This is a genomic window from Rickettsia amblyommatis, assembly GCF_002078335.1.
Taxonomy (GTDB): domain Bacteria; phylum Pseudomonadota; class Alphaproteobacteria; order Rickettsiales; family Rickettsiaceae; genus Rickettsia; species Rickettsia rickettsii.
In genome coordinates, this window is the sequence record NZ_CP015012.1 from 1250855 (window position 1) to 1271906 (window position 21052).

Consider the following 21052-nt stretch of genomic DNA (forward strand, 5'->3'; position numbering starts at 1 on the left):
AATTTTACACTAAAAAAATATGAGCAAGGCTTAAGAAAGTTAGGAAACCTAGAGCATCGGTTATGGTTGTTAGAAATACACCGGAGCCTGTAGCGGGGTCTATATCAAAATAATGCAGTATGATAGGAATAGCAGAGCCGAATAATCCGGCTACTAAAAAATTTAAAATAACTGCAATAGCAAAAATAACGCTAAGATTTAAGTCAAGCAACATCACAAAGCTAAGTCCTGCTCCGATAATTGCAAGTACAAAACCGTTAAAAGCCGATACGGCTATTTCTTTTAATATAACTTTATTGACATTATTATAATGAATATCTTTATTAGCAAGGGCTCTAACCGTAACGGTCATGGCTTGTGTTCCGGCATTTCCGCCCATTGAAGCTACAATAGGCATGGTGGCTGCAAGCGTTACAAGTTTTGCAATAGTATCGTTAAAATGGTTAATGATAAGTGAGGTCATGCAGGCAGTGATTAGATTAACAAAGAGCCAAGGAAAACGATGTTTAACGGTATAAAATACATTGAAGAAAGTATCTTGAGTGTGTACCCCACTTAATGATAATATATCTTTTCCGGCTTGTTCTTCGATAATATAAATTATATTATCGATTGACACGCTACCTACTAACTTACCGCTTTTATTTACTACCGGTACAATAGTTAAAGCATATTGTCTAAAAATGAAGCTTAGTTCATTTAAGTCGGTAAAAGCATCTGCAAGCTTAAAATCTTTGCTCATCAAATCTTTTATCAATTCATTTTTTTTGCCTTTAATTAGCGTGCTAAGAGAAATAATACCGATAGGGCGTAATTTATTATCCGTAACGATTGCTGCATAAAAGTCATTCTTTACGTTCTTGATAAAATTTAATGATTCCTCGACCGTCCATCCTTCTTGAAGATTAATAAAATCTCGCTCCATTACCCTACCTACCGTATTTTCGGGATATGTACAACCTACGGTAATTTGGTGTTTTTTTTCTTTAGTGAGATTACTTAGGATAAGGTCTTTTATATCATCGTCTAGATCGATTACTACTTCAATAGCATCTTCTATAACTAGCTTATTGATTAATTCTGCAGATTTTTTTATGCCTAAAGTTTCTATTATTAAAGGTTTACTATAAGCATTTAATGATACTAACGTTTCAGGCTTAATTTCATCCTGTAATAAAGGAATAATTATTTTATATGTTTTATTGTTAAGATTATCTAAGAAATCTGCTAAATCGGCATAATGAAGCTTGGCCAGCCTGCTTGCAGCAGCATCATAATTGTGATCTTCGATCAGATCGTTAATGTGATCAAAAATTTCAGCAAATTGATCGTGATGATCTGGTAAGATGCTTTTAAATATATTGAAATTAGGCATAGCCTATTGACCTAATAGTTTACTATAGACTTATTATAATTATTTAAAGCTGGTTAGCTAGACTTGGCACAGAATTGTGTACAATTTGCTAATCAATATAGATCACAGAGTACAAATAAGCAATAGTTTTTATTTCAACTTCTTTTCATTTATCAGGAGTATACAATTAGCACAAGCATTTGCTAACAAGAAGAACTTAGAAGTAAATATAAAATCTGAAGTGTTGAAACAGACAAAAATTTGACTTTGTGAAAAACCGGCGAATGGTGCGGTCGAGAAGACTTGAACTTCCAATCTTTTTACAGAACAGCACCCTCAATGCTGCGCGTCTACCAATTTCGCCACGACCGCTTAAGTTTTACTCTATAGCAGATTATGAGTAAAATATCATATAGAGTTCTTTTGATGTCATTTCCACCTTTCTATGTCATTCCCGCTTACGCGGGAATGACATAAACTAGCCATGCGACAACACCTTTAGTCGTTCGCAATGACGGCAAAGCTATTCAAGATAAATCAACAACAAAACTCGGTGTAATCGATTGCTTAACAGCAGCTTTCATTAAACTATCTAGTTTTTCATCAATATTATCACAATCAATATGATATTCTCTAGCATTTCCGGTTAACACTAGGGCAGAGTCTATACCAAGGCGATTTGCTGCAAGTATATCGGTGTAAACAGTGTCCCCAATCATTAACATGCGATTCTTAGGGGTATTATGACATTCTTTTAAAATTTTGCTATATATTTCTTCATATGGCTTACCGCTATAAATTACTTTTCCGCCAAGCTGCTTTATTGTTTCGGCATAATAGCCGCTACAATATCTATAAACACCGTGCTGATTTATTCCAAGGTCAGGATTAGCACAAATATTGACCATTTTACGTTGTACAACAATTTTAAATAATTCATCGAATTCGTTTAAATCTAAATTTTCGTTTTCGTCTCTGTAAATAGTCATTAAGAGAATATTAGCTTTGTTAATATCATCAGTGATAGGACATTGAATTCTGTTTATTATATCATTTTCTAAATGTCCTAAATGATATATTACTGGTTTTTCTATACCGAACCGCTCTTTACTTTCTAGTATCATTTCTACTGCTATTTCGCCTGAGCTAATGATCATTTCCGGTTCTGCATTTAATCCCCAAGATTTAATTGTTTGATGCAGTGCAAAAATATTTCGTGGAGCATTAGTGACAAAATATACTTTTTTTCGTTCAATAATCTTATTGATATTTTGTACGACGCCCGGATAGGTACGTCCCCCTTCAATTATTACCCCCCAAAGATCGAATAAAAACACGTCATAATCATTAATTACGTCGAAAATATTTTTTAACTTTAATATATTCATTGTTATCTCGCTAATTTGGTATTGACTAGAATCAATTGATATCGTCATTGCGAGCAGCCGTAGGCTGCGTGGCAATCCCACAAATATCCTGAGATTGCGGACGTACAATTACTTCGTAATTTTCTTGCAATGACGTAAACTTTTTAAATTATCAATCTTTATTTTGTTATCTCGCTAATTTAAAATCAAGAAACTTTACTATTTTAATAAGTTACGTTATAGTCATTTTTATTGTTTCTAGCAACAAGTAATAGAGCCAAATATATAATATGTCGGAAATTGAAGAAAAATTTAACGAATCATCATACGGTGCTGATTCTATAAAGGTTTTAAAAGGTCTTGAAGCCGTAAGAAAAAGACCGGGAATGTATATCGGGGATGTTGGAGACGGGTCGGGTTTACATCATATGATTTATGAAGTAGTCGACAACGCTATCGACGAGTCGCTTGCCGGTTATTGTGATCTAGTACGAGTGACATTAAATAAAAACGGTTCAGTAACCGTATCCGATAATGGGCGAGGTATACCCGTTGAAATTCATGAAGAAGAAGGAATATCGGCAGCTGAAGTTATTATGACGCAACTTCACGCCGGCGGTAAGTTTGACCAGAACGCTTATAAGGTTGCAGGCGGTCTACACGGTGTCGGTGTATCGGTTGTAAATGCTCTTTCTGAATGGCTTGAGCTGCGTATTTGGCGTAATAATAAGGAATATTTGATTAGATTTAATAACGGTATAACGGAAGCTCCGCTTGCGGTTGTCAAAGAAAATATTGATAAAAAAGGTACGGAAGTTACTTTTTTTCCGTCTGTAGAAACGTTTACTAATATAGAATTTGATTTCGGCACTATAGAGCATCGTCTTCGTGAGCTTGCTTTTTTAAATTCAGGCGTAAAGATTTTACTCGTCGATAACCGCTTTGAAGAAGTTAAAGAAGTAGAGTTTTATTATACGGGCGGTATAGAAGCTTATGTAAAATATATAGACAGAGCGAAGCACGCTATCCATCCATGTATAGTAGTTAATACGGAGAATGCTGAGTCCGGTATAAGCCTTGAGCTTGCGATGCATTGGAACGATTCTTATCATGAAAATATTTTATGCTTTACTAATAATATTAGGCAGCGTGATGGCGGAACTCATCTTAGTGCTTTCAAATCAGCGATAACACGTGTTATTACCTCGTATCTTGATACTACGGGTCTTAATAAAAAAGCTAAAAATGACTTTAGCGGTGAAGATACTAGGGAAGGGCTATGTTGTGTGCTTTCAGTTAAAGTTCCTGATCCTAAATTTTCTTCTCAAACAAAAGATAAGCTAGTAAGCTCCGAAGTACGACCGGTTGTTGAGAATGCTGTTTATACCAAGGTTCTTGAGTGGTTTGAAGAGCATCCAGCAGAAGCTAAGGCAATTATAGCTAAGATTATGGAAGCTGCGAATGCTCGTGAGGCTGCTAGAAAAGCACGGGAACTCACTCGAAGAAAATCAGCTTTAGAAGTCTCGAATTTACCAGGTAAACTTGCAGATTGCCATGCAAAAGATCCTGCTATTTCAGAATTATTTATTGTTGAGGGGGACTCTGCGGGCGGTACTGCAAAGCAGGGTAGGGATAGCAAAATTCAGGCTATATTGCCTTTGCGTGGTAAAATTTTGAACGTTGAACGTGCAAGATTTGATAAAATGCTCGGTTCGGACCAAATCGGTACGTTAATTACAGCTCTTGGAATTAGTGTTGAACGAGCATTTTCCTTAGAAAAGCTTAGATACCATAAAGTTATTATTATGACCGATGCTGATGTTGACGGCTCGCACATTAGAACTTTATTACTCACGTTTTTCTATCGTCATATGCCTGAGCTAATAAATAAAGGCTATCTATATATAGCTCAGCCACCGCTTTATAAAGTAAAGAAAGGAGCAGACGAGCTTTATTTAAAGAATGAGCAAGCGCTGCAAGATTATTTGATCAAATCAACTATTAATGATGCAACCTTAATTCTAGACGGTAAAGAGCAGTTAGTGGGTGATAATTTAGAAGAGCTAATTAATAAAGTAGTTAAGTTTAACGGCTTACTTGACCATGCTAGCAAAAAATTTAATCGCTCAATTACCGAAATTCTTGCTATTAATGACTTACTTAATAACAAAATATTTGAGCCTGAAAGTGATTTAAGACTTAAAAAAGCTTTAGATGTTTTAAATAGCTTAGAAGATTCGCCTGATAAGACTAATTGGGAAGTTTTAAAACATGAAAATAAAATAGAGTTCTTCCGCTTTAGTAGGGGTTTAAAAGAAAGTAAAATATTATTGAAAGAGCAGTTAGAATCATTTGAGTTTGTACAGATATCAAAGCTTGCTTTAACGCTTTTTGATATATTTAGTAAGCAATTAAAGCTTATAGTGAAAAGTCAGGAATTCGATATTTTAACACCGAGTCAGTTGTTAAATACCATTATAGAATGCGGAAAAAGAGGTATAAATATTCAGCGTTTTAAGGGTCTTGGTGAGATGAATTCTGACCAGCTATGGGAAACTACTCTTGACCCTACAAAAAGAACTTTGCTTCAGGTAAGAGTTGCAGAAATTGATGAAGCAGAAGACATTTTCTCTACTTTAATGGGTGACATTGTTGAACCTCGCAGGTTATTTATCCAAGCAAATGCGTTGAATGTCGTGAATTTGGATGTGTAGTATAATCGGTGTCATACCGTGGCTTGACCACGGTATCCAGAAAATAACTAAAAATACTAATATTATTAGTATTTTTAGGATCCCGCGATCAAGTCGCGGGATGACAATTTAATCAGTTGCTCCTCGCAATGACGTTACAATTTTATCAAAATAATTTATGCACAAATTAATTATTCATGGTGGTAAACCTCTTAAAGGTAGTATTAATATTAGCGGTGCTAAAAATGCCGTGCTACCTATTATGGTAGCGTCTATTCTTACCGATAAACTGCATATTACTAATGTTCCAAAGTTAACGGATGTTAGTACTATGAAAGATTTGCTCCGAAGTCACGGGGCAGATATTGAAATAATAGAACATCAAGATGAATTTGAGCTTATAATTAATACCGAAAATATAAATAACTTTACTGCAGATTATGAAATAGTCCGTAAAATGAGAGCATCGATTTGGGTGCTTGGTTCTTTGCTTACCAAATACGGTAAAGCAAAAGTATCGCTTCCGGGTGGTTGTGCTATTGGAGCAAGGCAAGTAGATTTGCATATTGCTGTATTAAAAGCTATGGGAGCTACGATTGAAATAGAAGACGGTTATATTAACTCTTCAAGTAAAGGACGCTTAAAAGGTACTCATTTTGTTTTTGATAAAGTTTCCGTAGGTGCTACGATTAATGCAATACTTGCAGCTGTTTTAGCAGAGGGGGAAACTGTGCTTTTTAATTGCGGTCGAGAGCCGGAAATAGTTGATTTATGTAATTGTCTTATCACAATGGGAGCCGATATTGCAGGTATCGGCACTAACGAAATAACAATTAAAGGCAAGGATTCTTTAAATAAAGCAAGCTATAAAGTACTTTCTGACCGTATTGAAGCCGGTACTTATATGTTTGCGGCAGCTATTACTAAAGGTGATGTAAAGATTTGTGGGATTGATTACCATATTGTAGAAAATATAGCTTTAAAACTTATCGAAACGGGTATAAAAGTCGTGCCGATCAATAATGGAGTTCAAGTAACTTATGAAGGGAAGTTAAATTCAGTTGATTTAGAAACTAATCCCTATCCTGGCTTTGCTACTGATTTGCAAGCACAATTTATGAGCCTTATGACGCTTAGTAGCGGTGTTTCAATGATCACCGAGAATATTTTTGAAAATCGTTTCATGCATGTCCCTGAATTATGTAGAATGGGAGCAGATATAGTAGTACGAGGTAATAAGGCGGTTGTTCGAGGTGTAGAAATGTTAAAAGGCGCAGAAGTTATGGCCAGTGATCTTAGAGCTTCGGTATCGCTAATACTCGCCGGTCTCAGTACTAATAGCAAAACCGTATTACACCGAATATATCATTTAGATCGTGGCTTCCAAGATTTAGAAAAAAAATTAAGTAATTGCGGTGCAGATATAAAAAGGGTATAATATACTCGATCAACTTCAAAAAGAGCAAGAAGTTCACAAGGCGAGGAACGCAGCGTATACTTAATACGTGAGTACCGCAGCTCTTGTAGAACGACGTAGCCAATTTTTGAAGTTGATCTTCGTATACTCGTTCCCTATTTATTTGTAGTATACTATTTTTAACGGAGCAAAATTATGGCAAGAATTACAGCAGAAGATTGTAATAAAATTATACCGGATAGGTTTCGGCTTGTTGTCCTAGCAACAAGGTATGCTAAATTATTAAATTATCAAGTAGAAACTAATCAAATCAAAAAAGAAAAGCGTGATAAGCCTCCTGTTATCGCATTACGTAGAATTGCTGCCGGAAAAGTATCGGTAGCTCAGTTAGAACAAGATTTAATAAATAGTCTGCGTACAAGAACTATGATAGAGCCGCTTGTTAATCAAGATGAATCAGAAGATGTAGAAGAAAAATTTGAGTATTTACCTGAAGTTTATATCGGGGAAGATTATTCTGATTTAGATGATCAAATCCTTATTGATGAGAATGGCGAAGATTGTGAAACTGATAAGTAAATGCTTATCGGTGTTGGTACTGATATAGTACAAATTCCTAGAATCGAAAAAATATTACATTTATATCCGGAACTTTTTGCTAAAAAAATTCTAACTTCAAAGGAATTAAAACAGTTTGCTTCGTTAGGGAAAATAAACCATGCTGCTTTTTTAGCCAAGCGTTTTGCTGCTAAAGAGGCTGTTAGTAAAGCCTTTGGAGTCGGTATAGGTCAAGGTATAAATTTTAAAGATATTACTATACTAAATAATGATTTAGGTAAGCCTATAGTAGAAGTTAGCTCAAACTATACAAACAAACTCTCTCCTTTTAATATTCACCTTTCTCTTGCTGATGATTACCCTGTATGCGTAGCATTTGCTGTGATTGAGAGTAGTTATAATGTTATTCTTGGGTAGAGAGGCGTTACTGTGTGAACCCTGTCATTCTTGCGGAGGCATTGTTGTATGGATACCCAAACCGTCATTGCAAGGAGCAAAGCGACGTGGCAATCTCATGCAGTAACAAACTCCTGAGATTGCCTCGTCAAAACTTACAGTTTTTCCTCGTAATGACGACTTGGTATGTGGGGAATGCCCGCTCTCGCAATGACAAAATATAAATTACGATCCAGCTTTGCTGTCTGCTTTAGGTAACATGATTTTTAAATCAGCTTTAGCTTCTAAATCAGAAATATATTTCTTTAGTACTTCTGCAGCTAATATATTATCAATAGTTACTTTTGCTTCTTCTTTTGTTGGAATAGGCACAGGTTTTTTCTCAAGCACTTTGATAATATGCCAACCGAAATCGGTTTTTACAGGAGTTGAAACTTCATTTACTTTTAAAGCAAAAGCTTTCTTTTCAAATTCCGGTACTAACTGCCCAGGTTGATTTAGTAGAATGTAACCGATAACGCCGCCGTTTGAAGCTGAAGCTTTATCAAGAGATAACTCTTCTGCAAGCTTAGTAAAGTTTCCGCCTTTGCTTAATTTGGTTTTTATATCATTAGCTTCTTTTTGAGATTTAACTAAAATATGAGCAACTTTTATTTGTTCTTTACCTTTAAGATTACCGACATATTTATTATATTCGTCATCAAACATCTTATCTGTAATGTTAGATTTTATGTAGTTTGCTAGTAATTCTTGTTGAGCTAATTGATTTTTTGCATTTTCAAGTTTTTCTTGGAATTCTTTAGAAGAAGTAATATTTGACTTAGCAACTTCTTCTTTTAACAAAAGATTATTAACATAAATTTTTATTAGTTTTTCCTGATCTTGTGGTGGAAAATCATCAAAATTTTTGATTGTTTCACCTGATTGAAGATTAAGCTGAGGCTTAAATTCTTTCATAATTTGCGATTCTTTTACTGCACCGCCTTTATAGGTAGCAACTACCTTGTCTTTATCAGCAAAAGCAATACCAGAAAGCATGCTAACTGATAAAAATATAACAGATAATTTTTTCATTTATGACTCATAATTGTGTTTAAATAAGCTTAAATTTTATAAAAATAATATATAACCGTCAACAGCTATTTGAGAATATTTTATTTATTAATAATAATATATTTACAAATATTTGTAGTAAAAAAATGCCTTTCAATAAAAAATTATTTATTTAAATAAAATTATAACATTTGATAATTTTATAAAATATACCTATATTTAAGTACTAAAATACTAAAAATATCATAAGGACTTTAATGCTTTCTATTTTAAAAAAACTTTTCGGTACTGCAAATGATCGTACTGTAAAAAAACTATTGTCCGAAATTACAAAAATTAACTCGCTTGAACCTGCTATACAAAAATTATCAGATGAGGAGTTGAAGAATAAAACTGTGGAGTTTAAAGCAAAGCTTAAAAACGGCGCTACTTTAAACGATATAGTATATGAGGCGTTTGCGGTAGTTAGGGAAGCAGCTAGAAGAGTTTGCGGTATGCGTCATTTTGACGTTCAGCTTATAGGCGGCCTGATATTACATCGAGGCATGATTACCGAGATGCGTACCGGTGAGGGTAAGACCTTAGTTGCAACGCTTCCTGCTTACTTAAATGCTTTAACCGAAAAAGGTGTACATGTTGTAACCGTAAATGATTATCTAGCAAGCCGTGATGCTGCTTCCATGGGTAAAATTTACAATTTTTTAGGTTTATCGGTTGGATGTATTGTTGGCGGTATGCCTGATGAGATAAAACGAGCCGCCTATAACGCCGATATTACTCATGCAACAAATAATGAACTCGGTTTCGATTATTTAAGGGATAATATGAAGTATAACTTGCAGGAGCGGGTACTTCGTCCTTTTAATTTTGCTATCATCGATGAAGTTGATTCGATTTTGATAGATGAAGCAAGAACTCCGCTCGTTATCTCGGGTCCGGTTAATGATAATTCAGAATTATACGGTAAAATTGATAAAATAGTACGTCTGCTTAATGTAAGTGATTTTGAAAAAGACGAAAAATTAAAAACTATCAATTTAACGGAAACCGGCATTACACATATAGAATCGCTTTTAAGTAAAGAAAATATTATAAAACCGGATACCGGTTTATATGATTTTGAGAATTTAACTTTAGTACATTATGTTAACCAAGCCTTAAGAGCTCATAATATGTTTACTGTTAATGTAGATTATTTGGTGCGTGAAGGTAAAGTAATGATTATTGATGAGTTTACCGGTCGTGTAATGGAAGGGCGTAGATATTCGGAAGGGTTACATCAAGCATTAGAAGCAAAAGAAAATGTGAAAATTCAAAATGAGAACCAAACTTTAGCATCTATTACTTTCCAAAATTATTTTCGTAATTATCCTAAATTATCGGGTATGACCGGTACGGCTATGACCGAAGCACCGGAACTAAAAGATATATATAATCTCGATGTGGTCGCAGTCCCAACCCATAATAAAGTTACAAGGCTTGACCTTGATGACGAAATTTACGGCAGTAAAAAAGAAAAATATGATGCTATCTTAAAGCTCATTAAGGATTGTTACGACCGTGGACAGCCTATACTTGTCGGTACGATAAGCATAGAAAAGTCAGAAGAACTTTCAAGCGTTTTAAATAAAGAAAAAATCCCTCATAAAGTATTAAACGCCAAATTTCATGAGCAGGAAGCTTTTATTATTGCTCAAGCAGGTAGGTTTAAGGCAGTAACGATTGCAACTAATATGGCAGGGCGCGGTACTGATATTATGCTTGGCGGTAATCCTGAAATGTTAATAGCACAGCTGGATAAAGAACATAATTATGAAGCTAAAATAGCTGAAATAAAAGCTCAAATTGCCGAAGAAAAGAAGCAGGTTATTGAAGCAGGCGGCTTATTTGTAATAGGTACGGAAAGGCATGAAAGCCGTAGGATAGATAATCAGCTAAGAGGAAGATCAGGTAGACAAGGTGATCCTGGTAAAACTAAGTTTTTCCTATCGCTTGATGACGATTTAATGCGTATTTTTGCATCAGATCGTATATCAGGAGTCCTTAGAACACTTGGATTGAAAGACGGAGAGGCTATCCACCATCCGATGATTAGTCGTTCACTTGAGAAAGCGCAGCAAAAAGTGGAAGGACATAACTACGAAATGCGTAAAAATTTATTACGTTTTGATGATGTAATGAATGACCAACGTAAGATAATATACGAGCAACGTACTGAAATTATTAAATCTGAAGATAGTCACGGTTTCTTAAATAGTACTACTGAGGAACTCGCCAAAAAGATAGTATTAACTTTCATGCCGGTAGGCTCTTATAGAGAAGATTGGGATATAGAGAATTTAAGCGTAGAATTACATCGTGTTTTTTCTATAAAATTTGATCATAATGTAGTAAGTAAAAATGATGTAACGGAAGAAGAAATCACGAAGACCGTTATACAAATGGCTCATGATATATATAAGTCAAAAGAAGAAGCCTATAGTAGTGAGTTAATGCATAATGCCGTGAAATATATTTTACTAACTACCCTTGATCAAGTTTGGAAAGATCATTTATATAGCTTAGATCATTTAAGACAAGGCATATCTCTTCGAGCTTATGCCCAAAAAGACCCTCTTAGTGAGTATAAAAGAGAAGCATTTAACTTATTCGAGCAGATGCTTAATAATTTAAAAGAATTATTTATTCAAACCGTATACCATTTCCATATTGACTTAAAACATGTTCACAAAGAAGATGTTTCGCTTGAGTATAAAAAACTTCAGAAAAATATGCGTGAGAGTCGGGAAGATCCGGCATTTAGTAAATATAACGCAGGAAGTAGCCTTGAGACTGACCTTAAACCAGTCGTATCACGCATTGACCCAAAAGATAGAAACCCTGACGATCCTGCTAGTTGGGGTAGGGTATCTCGTAATGAGCTATGCCCGTGTGGTTCAGGCAAGAAATATAAATATTGTCATGGTGCAAATGAATAGATGAAAACCTATAATATCCTACGATTTTCACTCTATGTCATTCCCGCGAAGGCGGGAATCCAGCAAAACTCAAAAATCAAAAGGTTATAGCTATTTCTTAAAATTTCTTTACATTTTTAGAAAAAGTAAAAATTCTTCGAGATTTTTATATTTTCTGGATTCCTGCCTTCGCGGAATGACATAAAACGAGCCATTAATTCTTAAGACAATACAACCTTTTTAAAAATTGTAGGGTATTATAATGAAAACCACTTTACCTCAGCGTTCTCTAAAAATCCAAGCTAGGCTTAATTTTATAGTGCAGCAAATTCTAGATATTGCACAAGATAAAATCGCTATGATTATCTTGTATGGCGTTTTTGCAAGAGGTGATTGGGTGCGTGATCTACCTAACGGTTACCATAGCGATACCGATATTTTGATAATTCTGAAGAAAGGTAAATATAAAGGATATACTGCTTTAAGATTAAAAGATACAATAATTATACCAAATTAAAAAAGACAGGAGTAATAAAGCCTCAAATTATCCCATATGACTCACGAATATCAATAATTCTTGAATTAATAGATGAAGTAAACAGGCAGTTAGAAAAAGGGCGTTATTTTTATACGGATATAAAAAAAGAAAACATGCTTTTATATGATAGCAAGGAATGTACACTTAGCGAAGCTAAAGATTTTCCTTGGAGCGAGATGCAAGAAATTGCTAAAGATTACTATGAAGAATGGTTTAGAAGTGGATTCGGGTTTTTGATTGATTGCAAATATCCATTTGAAAGAGGCGAATTAAATAAAAGTGCTTTTTATCTTCATCAAGCTACGGAGAGTTTTTACAGTAGCATCTTGTTAGTTTTTGCCAATTACAAACCTAAATTGCATGATATAGAAGAATTAGGGAGTATGGCAGAAAATTATAATAGTGAGCTATTGCAGGTATTTCCTATAGCAACTCCTGAGCAAAAAGAATGTTTTGAGTTACTTCAAAAAGCTTATGTTGACGCAAGATATGATAAAAACTATAAAATTACAAAAGAACAGCTGCTTTATTTAATCGATAGAGTAGAAAAGTTGAAAGCAATCACCGAAAGAATCTGCACGGCAAGGATTAATCAGTAGGAGTTCTCAGTATTGTCTGCGTGACTTCCTAATCGTCATTGCGAGGAAATTGCATAGCAATTGACAAAGCAATCTCAGGAGTTTGTTATTATTTCATAAGATTGCTACGCAGCCTACGGCTGCTCTCAATGACGATTTGGGTATCCAAGCAAGCCTTTTGCAGGAATGACCATGAGATCTTTATCACCTTTAAGAAATACAAAGTATAAATAAGTAGAATATGATAAAAGAACTATTAAATAGTAATGTAACTCTGTTGCTAAAGTCAAATAGAGTAGTGCAAGATATAGCACATTATGTAAAACAATGTAGATGTAGCTTTGAAAATGTTTTAAAAGAGTCTATTTTTCTTGATAAAGTGGGCGTAGTAAGGAGTTTTAATGAATTACGTGCAGTATCTACTACTGAACTATTTTCGGCATCTACAAATAATGCACTAAAAGTTGCTAAATGGTTAGTTGAAGAAAAAAAAGCAAATGTTAATATGTGTAGTGATATTTTGAAGGATACTCCTTGAAATTCAGCCGCACGTCACGGAAAGTAGCAGAATATCTAATATCAAAAGGCGCTGCAGTAAACGGGAACGATGGAGTTTGGCTAGGATCACCTTTATATGAAGTAGTAAGCACTTTAATGTAGCAAAACTATTACTTAAGAACGGAGCTGAGGTGGATCAAAGAAAATCCGGAGGAATACCTTTGCATGCGGTTGCTCAAAACGTTCGATGTACTTCTAAAGATATTAATAAGGATGATGAAATATATAAGCTGTTAGTATCTATGGTGCTGATATCAACGCAAAAGTAGAATTTAAAGGAGTAGGGTTTAGTATATATGATGGAAAAACGATATCAGAAATAGTAGAATTTAAAACAGCATTCGTCGGTGAAAGTGAAGTAATAACGGAAGAATAATGATGTTTTGAGATATCTTAACATATTTATAGGCATTGACCTAGAAATCGTTGATACCGTCATTGTAAGCGGCTGTAGGCTCCTGTTGCATGGATACCAAATCGTCATTGCGAGCGACTGAAAGGAGCGTGGCAATCCAGAAAAATAATAAAAATGCTACGCATTTTACTAGATTGCTTCGTCAATTGCTATGCAATTTCCTCGCAATGACGTAAACTTCAAATTATCAACTTTTGCTAGGCAATGTCTATTTATCGATACGGTAGTTATTGACAAGTTTAGGAAAAAGTTTTATATTCTCCACAAGTTTAAGAAAAAGTTAATAGTATATGTCTAAAGCAAAAACAGCTTCTAAAAATAACCCGACTTCTAGGGAACAGGCTAAAGAATATTTTCATAACGGTCAGAAAATCAAACCGGTCAAGTTTATTGCTGCTCAAAAGTCTTTTCTAGCTGCCGAATATGAATCTTCCGGAGATTTAGTCGCAGGGAGCAATGGTCAGCCATTACCTTGGGGATTAGTTAAAAGCTTATCTTAATATTTTCACTTCCAAAAACCTTGCCAATAAATAATCGGGGGCATAGCTTAGGGGTAGAGCATCTGCTTTGCACGCAGAGGGTCAAGGGTTCGATTCCCTTTGCCTCCACCACTTCCGATAAGGATTTCAAGGCTTTTTGAAATTTAGTAAAAACTTTGAATGTTCCTGTTGTTTTAATTTTCGCTCCATGTCTTGCTAAAAAAATATTCTGTACCTACTATTGGTTATAGGAAGTACAACAACAGAATCTAGGCAAAAACAATAATCTACATACTCAAAAGCTTAGGTTACTATTTACTTGAGAAAGAAATACACGAAGCTTTGCTAGCACTCAGTAATGATAGCAGTGAAGAGAATAATAAATTATTAAATACAACTTATTACTTATTAATATTATTTTCTTATAAATTAACAAAAAAATAAGGACATAATATGAGTGGTACAACAAAAAATATAAATGCAAAGGGAGCAGCAAGCATGGGTCTTGATAGTTGGCTTGGCGTTACTGTAGGTGATAATATAACTAATCTTCTTTAGGCCGGTGATTTTGCTACTTGTAGAAATTATTTTGATAAACAACAATTAGCAGGTAGCGTAGAAACTACCGAGCAAGATAAAGTACTTTATGCTCTATGTCGTCCTGAAAGATGACTTGATTTAGTTAAAAATTTTTGTGTTTTTGATAATGATGTAAGAAACATAGCTCGTCATCATCAATTTTTCGGTACGCATGCAACTATCAAAAGGATAGGAGAACGTGAAAAGCATAACATTAGAAAAGGTGGGGTAATATGGCACACGCAAGGTACGGGCAAATCTTTAACAATGGTAATGATTGCCAAATGTCTACTAAAATCCGCTAATCTTGCGAGTCCACGTATCATAATTATAACTGGTAGAATTGAACTTGACGGACAAATCGAAAGTACTTTTAAAGCTTGTGGACTTGAACCTAAACTTGCAACTACATCGGCAGAGCTAATTAAATTAATTAGCAGGTATCTATTATAACTACGGTAATTAATAAATTTAAAATAGTTCTTGAAGATTATTGTAAAGATTCTAACGATACGATCTTGGCTCTTATTGACGAAGGTCATCGTACTCAATACGGTGATTTAGCAGATAACATGCGAACTATTTTGCCTAACACTTGTTATATAGTATTATCGGTACCCCGCTTTTAAAAGAGCAACAAAACACTATGAGAAAGTTTGGTGGGCTAATTCATAAATATACTATAAAAGATGCGTTAAAAGATAACATGATTATACCGTTTTTTATGAAGGGCGTATTATTCGGCAATATCTTGAAGATGAATCATTGCTTGATAAATATTTTGATATGATTACTAATGGATTAAATAAAGAAGAAAAAGCAGCTTTGAAAACAAGATTCAGGCGCTCAAAGATGCTTGTTCAAACAAAGGAAGCTATTTATGCCAAAGCATTTGATATTTTAACGCACTATTTAAAAACGTTTAAAGGCACGGGTTTAAAAGGTATGTTAATAGCTCCTTCTAGATTAATTGCCGTTCGTTTAAAAAAAATTTTAGATGATATAGGACAAATAAGTTCTGAAGTTGTTATATCTTCTACTGATGACCGGGACGGTTATAAAGATATTGAAAGCAAAAATGAAGTAGATAAATTTATAAAAAACATGAGGGAACAATATGGAGCAAAATTCAATAATAGAATTATTAAAAAATTTAAAAGTTCTGATGATCCTGAAATTTTAATTGTAGTTTCAAAATTACTAACCGGTTTTGATGAACCGCGTAATGTCGTTATTTACATATGCAAAGAATTAAGAGAGCATAATCTTTTACAAGTAATTGCTCGTGCGAATCGTCTATTTGAAGAAAAAGGGAAAACTAAAGAATACGGTTACATAATTGACTATGTAGGGTTATCGAATCAATTAAAACAAACACATCAATTTTATGAAAATTATGGTTTAAACAATTTTGATAGAGAAGATTTAGAAGATGCTATATTTTTTGTAGATGATAAATTGAAAGTACTTTTTCCGTTACTACAAGAAATTAAAAATATTTTTATAAATGTGCCTAACGATTTGGATTCTGAACAGCTCGAACAGCATTTAGCCGATGAAGCTATACGCAATAAGTTTTATTTCTTGTTGAATAAATTTAAAAATCTGATGTCTATAGCTTCTAATTCTTATGAATTTTATGACGAAAAAGAACGAGTTAATTTACAATATGAATAAAATTTAATAAGCTTAAATAGATAGTGGAAAAGCGTTATAAAGAAAAACCGGATAAAAAAATATATACCGCTCAAATCATGAAGTTGCTTGATGAGCATGTTATTGCCGGTCATATTACTAAAACTGAAGCGGTTAACATTTTTGACAATGAAATGTTTGAACAATTTATCAAAAGGACAGATATCACGGTCATGGATATGGCTAATCAAATACAAGATACTATTAAGGATTATATCAATATCGATCCTGCCTTTTATCAAAAATTTTCTACCCTTATAAATAATACAGCATCGTAATAAACGTTTATCGGATAGTGATCTTGTAAATAGAGTTAAAAAAATAAGAGCTGAATTTAAAAATGATGTGCCAAGTGAACTCGGCACTAACAAAACAATAATAGCTTTTTATAGCAAATCACTTAGCTTCTACAGAATCGAAAAGATCAAAATCAGCGTGAAAATGCCATTCAAATTGCTCTTGATACCTATGACATCATTAAGCAGAAAATAATTGTTCATTGGACAAAAAACACTTTCATTTTAAATGAAATGAGAAATTCACTTGATGATTATTTTTTTTTGATGTTGTTAAAAAAGAAATAAGGATTGACTTTAATAATGAAAATTTAAGTGATGTTGTGGAAAGCCTAATTGATTTTGCTAAAGATCATGAAGCTAAATGATCTGGCTTAAATAACACAAATAGCGAATTATTGCATAATGCGCTATTGTAGAATTTTTAAGCTATCAATATTTATATAATATCTGTAGTCGTATTATCGTAATATTTTCCTAATATGTCTAAAGCGTTTTGGTCATAGTCATTTTGAGCTTCCATATGCCATACCGGTTCATAATCGCGAGCTGCTAAAAAATGTTTTGTATAATGTTTTAATTCTCTCTCACCTGAGTTACCAAGTTTGTATGAAAGTGTATAAGAAATGGTAGATTGATTTGGAGCTTTTTCTATTTTTTGTTGAATATAATTATGCTGTAACTCGTTTGTATTACCTATAATGTGGATATGAAATTTATGCGTCTGTTGTAAGTTATATAGCTCTGTTAGCTTTTCAGGTTCTATTTTTCACATAGCATTCCAGCCTTTATCAAATACCTCATTATCTCGTATAGGATTACCGTTTTTTTCTTGTATAAGCTCATTCATTTTCTTACGAAATTTTGCGGTAGTTATTTTACCGGTTTTATACTGATCTATTATTCCGTTAGGTTTTTCTTCTTCTTTTGCCATAGTAGCAATATCCGATATATTTAGTCTGCTGTATTCGCTAAATTTTATTATAGCGAGTTCCCTCTTGGTTAAAATTACCTGAGAATATTTAAAAACATGAGCTTTTATCATAGTGATTACCTATAAATTGTTAGTTTTAAAAAAATAAAATTGTTAAATAAAAAAATCAATATTATAAATATTAAGCAATCATATTTAGGGTAAAATAATGAGTTTAAAATCCGCTTGGCTTGATACGCCTCTTGGTTCTATGCTGGCAATTAGTGATACAGAGAGGCTTTATTTGTTCGATTTTGTTGAAAGTAAAGGATTAGAGTATAAAATTAAAAGACTTAAGATTAACACAAAATCGGCTATTACTGAAGATTGCACTAGACCTATTATATCAATTGAAAAGGAGCTTAAATCTTACTTTAGCGGTACTTTGCAAAAATTTAATACTCCTATATATCTTTTAGGAAGCGAATTTCAAAAATTAGTATGGCAAGAGCTAATGAATGTACCTTACGGTGAAACAAGAAGTTACTGTACCCAAGCTAAATTAATAGGTATGGAAAGATCTTATAGAGCCGTTGCAAATGCTAACGGAGCAAATAAATTTGCTATAATTATTCCGTGTCACCGCATCATCAATAATAACGGTGAGCTTGGCGGTTATGGTTCAGGGCTAGATCGCAAAAAATGGCTTATCGAGCATGAGAGACAGAAGTATTAAATAAAAAATCAATGCCTGAATTTCGGTTACAGGAGTTTTAAAAAGTTCATATAATATAATTATAAATTTATATTATAGGATAAATTAATATGTTTAATAAGCTTTCAAAGACAAGAATATTATTATCAGACATTAATTAATAAAGATGACAGATATGAAAATATCTTTTTTGTAGCGGTTAAAACAACAAGAGTATTTTGTAGACCAACTTGTCCTGCACGGAAACCTAAATTTGAAAATTGTGAATTTTATAAAACTGCTAAGGAAGCTTTGCATGCTTCATATAGACCTTGTCAGCGGTGCAAGCCTCTTTCACATCCTTGCTAAGCTTCAGATTTAGTTTGTACCCTTGTGTTAATGCTATTGAGCTTAATCCTGCTAAAAGATGGCAAGATAGTGATTGTGATGAGCTATCAGTAGATGCTTCTACAGTACGTCGCCAATTTAAAAAACGTTTCGGTATGACGTTTGTAGAATATGCGAGAGCAAGGCGTATGTGGGTATTGCGATGAAGCAAATTCGCATGGGTGAATCGGTCATTAATACACAAATTGATATGGGTTATGAGTCAAGTAGCGGTTTTCGAGATGCTGTCTCTAAAATAATGGGAGGACCGCCGACAAAATTTAACCGGCATTTTAAAAGCGGCTTGGCTAGATACACCTCTTGGTTCTATGCTGGCAATTAGTGATGAAAAATTGCTTTATTTGCTAGAGTTTGTTGATAGAAGCGGTTTGGAGCGTGAAATTGAGAGGCTAAGGATTAAGACAGGATCTGCTATTATTCCTGGAAGCACTGAACCGATTTTAATGATTAAAGAGGATCTTCAATTGTACTTTAACGGTACTTTACAAAAATTTAATACGCCTATATAGCTTTTAGGAAGCCCATTTCAAAAAATGGTTTGGCAAGAATTAATTAATATACCTTACGGTGAAACACGAAGCTATTTAAATCAGGCTAAAGCTTTGGGCAACCCTACTTCTTATAGAGCTGTTGCAAATTCTAACGGTATGAATCAGTTAGCAATCATTATTCCTTGTCATCGTATGATTAATAGCAATGGCGAACTTGGAGGATATGGCGGGGGATTACATCGTAAAAAATGGCTTATTGAACATGAGAGAAAATGTACAACAAATTAGAAATATTTTACTTGAGAATGCTACTATTCCTGTAGAACGTAGAACGCTATTCTTGAAAACTAGAGAAGGAGATTATGGAGAGCATGACCGATTTATTGGTGTTACCGTGCCGACTTTACGTACAATAGCTAAAAGTTATTATAATTTGGATATGGATGATTAAAGCCGACTTATTACTTCAGAATTTAATGAAGAGAGATTTTTAGTGTTAGCTATTTTGATTATGCAATATCAGACAGCATAAGATTAAAGAGTTTTTGTATAATTTTTATTTAAACAATATAAAACACGTAAATAATTGGAATTTAGTGGATGCATCAGCTCATCATATAATCGGTATTTATAGGATAAAGAAAAGGATTATCTCTTTACACTAAAAAAATTGGAAATTCTGTGGGAAAGACGAATAGCTATAGTTGCTACTTGTTATTTTATCAAAAATAATACATTAGATACGACTTTTGAAATAGCAAAATTACTCTTAAACGATAAACATGATTTAATGCATAAAGCAGTAGGTTGGATGCTACGTGAAGCAGGAAAAAAAGATGAAAAACAATTAATAGATTTTTTGGATCGCTATACTTTACAAATGCCCAGAACCGCAGTTCGTTATACTATAGAGAGATTAGCACAAGAATTGTACAAAAAATATCTTTTAAAAAACTAGATTTATATTTATGCTAATATTTCATTTTAATTTATTAAGGGTATTATTATGCTAAAAACATTACTAATTAGTTTTATAACTTTAATGTGTGCAGTAAGCTATGCTGATAACCAAACAGCTCAAAATCCTAGTTCTACAAATTCTTCTTCTGATCAGTCCGATGATTTACCTGCAGAGGCAGCCGTTCACTTTGCACAGCCTTGGGCAAGACCTACAACAAATGTGCAAGGTAAAGTTAGCAATTCTGCTATGTATTTTACATTAATAAATAGTAGAAGTAAGAGTTATAATTTAGTGAATATATCTTCAGATAAGATAAGCGGAATAGAAATTCATCAAACAATTAATGATCAAGGGGTTAGTAAAATGGTAAAAGTGGATTATCCATTTTTAATTGCCGGTAATATTAATGTTGATTTTAAGCCCGGTGGCATGCATATTATGCTTTATGACCCAAAAGTAGATTTAAATGTAGGAGATGAGTTTAAAATAACCTTTTTCTTTGATGACAATACACGAAAAATAGTGAATGTTAAAGTCGCAAATGACAATCCGTATAATAAAATGGGGAATTGAAGGTTATTGTTGCATGGTTCACTCTTATATGTCATGCCCGCAAAGGCGGGAATCCAGTAAAACCTATAAAAAACTTGTT

General features: G+C 33.6%; 23 protein-coding genes, 2 tRNA genes and 4 pseudogenes. 24 read left to right on the top strand and 5 right to left on the bottom strand.

The annotated features are described in order from the left end of the window. Positions 1-4: 4 nt before the first annotated feature. From mgtE to A3305_RS07165, 3 genes are all read right to left on the bottom strand, one after another. Positions 5-1375 carry a magnesium transporter gene (mgtE, locus tag A3305_RS07155; RefSeq protein ID WP_014392342.1) on the bottom strand — a complete coding sequence of 457 codons (1371 nt, stop codon included), beginning with the start codon at positions 1373-1375 and terminating at the stop codon, positions 5-7. A 264-nt stretch (positions 1376-1639) separates the two neighbouring features. Continuing rightward, positions 1640-1726 (bottom strand) — tRNA-Leu (locus A3305_RS07160). A gap of 155 nt (positions 1727-1881) precedes the next feature. Then, positions 1882-2742 carry a TIGR01459 family HAD-type hydrolase gene (locus tag A3305_RS07165; protein ID WP_014392343.1) on the bottom strand — a complete coding sequence of 287 codons (861 nt, stop codon included), beginning with the start codon at positions 2740-2742 and terminating at the stop codon, positions 1882-1884. A gap of 269 nt (positions 2743-3011) precedes the next feature. Here A3305_RS07165 and gyrB point away from each other — a divergent pair, with 269 nt between their 5' ends. The 4 genes from gyrB to acpS all read left to right on the top strand — a co-directional run bounded on the left by gyrB (position 3012) and on the right by acpS (position 7806). After that, on the top strand, positions 3012-5435 hold the full coding sequence (gene gyrB, locus A3305_RS07170; RefSeq protein WP_014392344.1) for a DNA topoisomerase (ATP-hydrolyzing) subunit B: 2424 nt from the start codon (positions 3012-3014) through the stop codon (positions 5433-5435). A gap of 157 nt (positions 5436-5592) precedes the next feature. Next, a complete protein-coding gene (gene murA / locus A3305_RS07180; RefSeq protein ID WP_014392345.1) occupies positions 5593-6852 on the top strand; it encodes a UDP-N-acetylglucosamine 1-carboxyvinyltransferase in 1260 nt (419 codons plus the stop codon). Positions 6853-7026: 174 nt separating this feature from the next. Further along, on the top strand, positions 7027-7410 hold the full coding sequence (gene rpoZ, locus A3305_RS07190; protein WP_014392346.1) for a DNA-directed RNA polymerase subunit omega: 384 nt from the start codon (positions 7027-7029) through the stop codon (positions 7408-7410). Continuing rightward, the gene (gene acpS / locus A3305_RS07195) at positions 7411-7806 is read left to right on the top strand and encodes a holo-ACP synthase (RefSeq protein WP_014392347.1); all 396 of its coding nucleotides are present in this window, start codon (positions 7411-7413) and stop codon (positions 7804-7806) included. A gap of 204 nt (positions 7807-8010) precedes the next feature. Here acpS and A3305_RS07200 read toward each other — a convergent pair whose 3' ends face one another. Further along, positions 8011-8859 (bottom strand): peptidylprolyl isomerase, encoded by an 849-nt coding sequence (locus A3305_RS07200; RefSeq protein ID WP_014392348.1) that lies wholly within the window; start codon positions 8857-8859, stop codon positions 8011-8013. A gap of 236 nt (positions 8860-9095) precedes the next feature. On the opposite strand from A3305_RS07200, the gene secA reads away from it, so the two are divergent. The 12 genes and pseudogenes from secA (at position 9096) to A3305_RS10860 (ending at position 16915) form a co-directional block, all read left to right on the top strand. Beyond that, complete coding sequence (secA, locus tag A3305_RS07205; RefSeq protein ID WP_014392349.1) at positions 9096-11816, top strand: preprotein translocase subunit SecA; 2721 nt, start codon at positions 9096-9098, stop codon at positions 11814-11816. Between the two features lie 241 nt (positions 11817-12057). After that, the gene (locus A3305_RS09670; protein ID WP_196796007.1) at positions 12058-12312 is read left to right on the top strand and encodes a hypothetical protein; all 255 of its coding nucleotides are present in this window, start codon (positions 12058-12060) and stop codon (positions 12310-12312) included. A gap of 134 nt (positions 12313-12446) precedes the next feature. Continuing rightward, positions 12447-12932 (top strand): HEPN domain-containing protein, encoded by a 486-nt coding sequence (locus A3305_RS09675; protein ID WP_226983910.1) that lies wholly within the window; start codon positions 12447-12449, stop codon positions 12930-12932. Positions 12933-13152: 220 nt separating this feature from the next. Beyond that, on the top strand, positions 13153-13449 hold the full coding sequence (locus A3305_RS07225) for a hypothetical protein (RefSeq protein WP_014392350.1): 297 nt from the start codon (positions 13153-13155) through the stop codon (positions 13447-13449). A 151-nt stretch (positions 13450-13600) separates the two neighbouring features. Further along, positions 13601-13845 (top strand): annotated as a pseudogene (locus A3305_RS11645) (hypothetical protein). A 329-nt stretch (positions 13846-14174) separates the two neighbouring features. Further along, positions 14175-14384 carry a hypothetical protein gene (locus A3305_RS07235; RefSeq protein WP_014392353.1) on the top strand — a complete coding sequence of 70 codons (210 nt, stop codon included), beginning with the start codon at positions 14175-14177 and terminating at the stop codon, positions 14382-14384. Between the two features lie 36 nt (positions 14385-14420). Then, positions 14421-14495, top strand: a tRNA-Ala gene (locus A3305_RS07240). Positions 14496-15083: 588 nt separating this feature from the next. Next, a complete protein-coding gene (locus tag A3305_RS07245; protein WP_081120936.1) occupies positions 15084-15395 on the top strand; it encodes a DEAD/DEAH box helicase family protein in 312 nt (103 codons plus the stop codon). Positions 15396-15418: 23 nt separating this feature from the next. Continuing rightward, positions 15419-15571, top strand: coding sequence for a hypothetical protein (locus tag A3305_RS11895; protein ID WP_373604503.1), 153 nt, complete (start codon positions 15419-15421; stop codon positions 15569-15571). Between the two features lie 17 nt (positions 15572-15588). Beyond that, a complete protein-coding gene (locus A3305_RS11900) occupies positions 15589-15732 on the top strand; it encodes a hypothetical protein (RefSeq protein WP_156138022.1) in 144 nt (47 codons plus the stop codon). Beyond that, positions 15729-16619: a UvrB domain 3-containing protein gene (locus tag A3305_RS11905; protein ID WP_226983911.1), complete on the top strand. Its 891-nt coding sequence runs from the start codon at positions 15729-15731 to the stop codon at positions 16617-16619. The genes A3305_RS11900 and A3305_RS11905 overlap by 4 nt, the downstream gene beginning before the upstream one ends. Positions 16620-16642: 23 nt before the next feature. Further along, positions 16643-16915 carry a hypothetical protein gene (locus A3305_RS10860; protein WP_226983912.1) on the top strand — a complete coding sequence of 91 codons (273 nt, stop codon included), beginning with the start codon at positions 16643-16645 and terminating at the stop codon, positions 16913-16915. Positions 16916-17594: 679 nt separating this feature from the next. Here A3305_RS10860 and A3305_RS11655 read toward each other — a convergent pair. Next, positions 17595-17783 (bottom strand): annotated as a pseudogene (locus A3305_RS11655) (hypothetical protein); the annotation flags it as partial. Between the two features lie 292 nt (positions 17784-18075). On the opposite strand from A3305_RS11655, the gene A3305_RS07270 reads away from it, so the two are divergent. The 8 genes and pseudogenes from A3305_RS07270 (at position 18076) to A3305_RS07300 (ending at position 20973) form a co-directional block, all read left to right on the top strand. Continuing rightward, a complete protein-coding gene (locus A3305_RS07270; protein ID WP_014392358.1) occupies positions 18076-18582 on the top strand; it encodes a methylated-DNA--[protein]-cysteine S-methyltransferase in 507 nt (168 codons plus the stop codon). Between the two features lie 162 nt (positions 18583-18744). Beyond that, complete coding sequence (locus A3305_RS07275; protein ID WP_231289130.1) at positions 18745-18909, top strand: Ada metal-binding domain-containing protein; 165 nt, start codon at positions 18745-18747, stop codon at positions 18907-18909. A 14-nt stretch (positions 18910-18923) separates the two neighbouring features. Continuing rightward, positions 18924-19094 (top strand): hypothetical protein, encoded by a 171-nt coding sequence (locus tag A3305_RS09085; RefSeq protein WP_155845525.1) that lies wholly within the window; start codon positions 18924-18926, stop codon positions 19092-19094. After that, the gene (locus tag A3305_RS10870; protein WP_226983913.1) at positions 19091-19270 is read left to right on the top strand and encodes a hypothetical protein; all 180 of its coding nucleotides are present in this window, start codon (positions 19091-19093) and stop codon (positions 19268-19270) included. Before A3305_RS09085 ends, A3305_RS10870 begins: the two co-directional genes overlap by 4 nt. Then, positions 19257-19727, top strand: a pseudogene (locus A3305_RS07285) (methylated-DNA--[protein]-cysteine S-methyltransferase). Before A3305_RS10870 ends, A3305_RS07285 begins: the two are co-directional and overlap by 14 nt. Further along, complete coding sequence (locus tag A3305_RS07290; protein WP_014392359.1) at positions 19702-19890, top strand: DNA alkylation repair protein; 189 nt, start codon at positions 19702-19704, stop codon at positions 19888-19890. The pseudogene A3305_RS07285 and the gene A3305_RS07290 overlap by 26 nt, the downstream one beginning before the upstream one ends. Before the next feature lie 9 nt (positions 19891-19899). Then, positions 19900-20397: pseudogene (locus A3305_RS07295) on the top strand (DNA alkylation repair protein). A 48-nt stretch (positions 20398-20445) separates the two neighbouring features. After that, the gene (locus A3305_RS07300) at positions 20446-20973 is read left to right on the top strand and encodes a copper chaperone PCu(A)C (RefSeq protein WP_014392361.1); all 528 of its coding nucleotides are present in this window, start codon (positions 20446-20448) and stop codon (positions 20971-20973) included. The last annotated feature ends 79 nt before the right edge of the window (positions 20974-21052 follow it).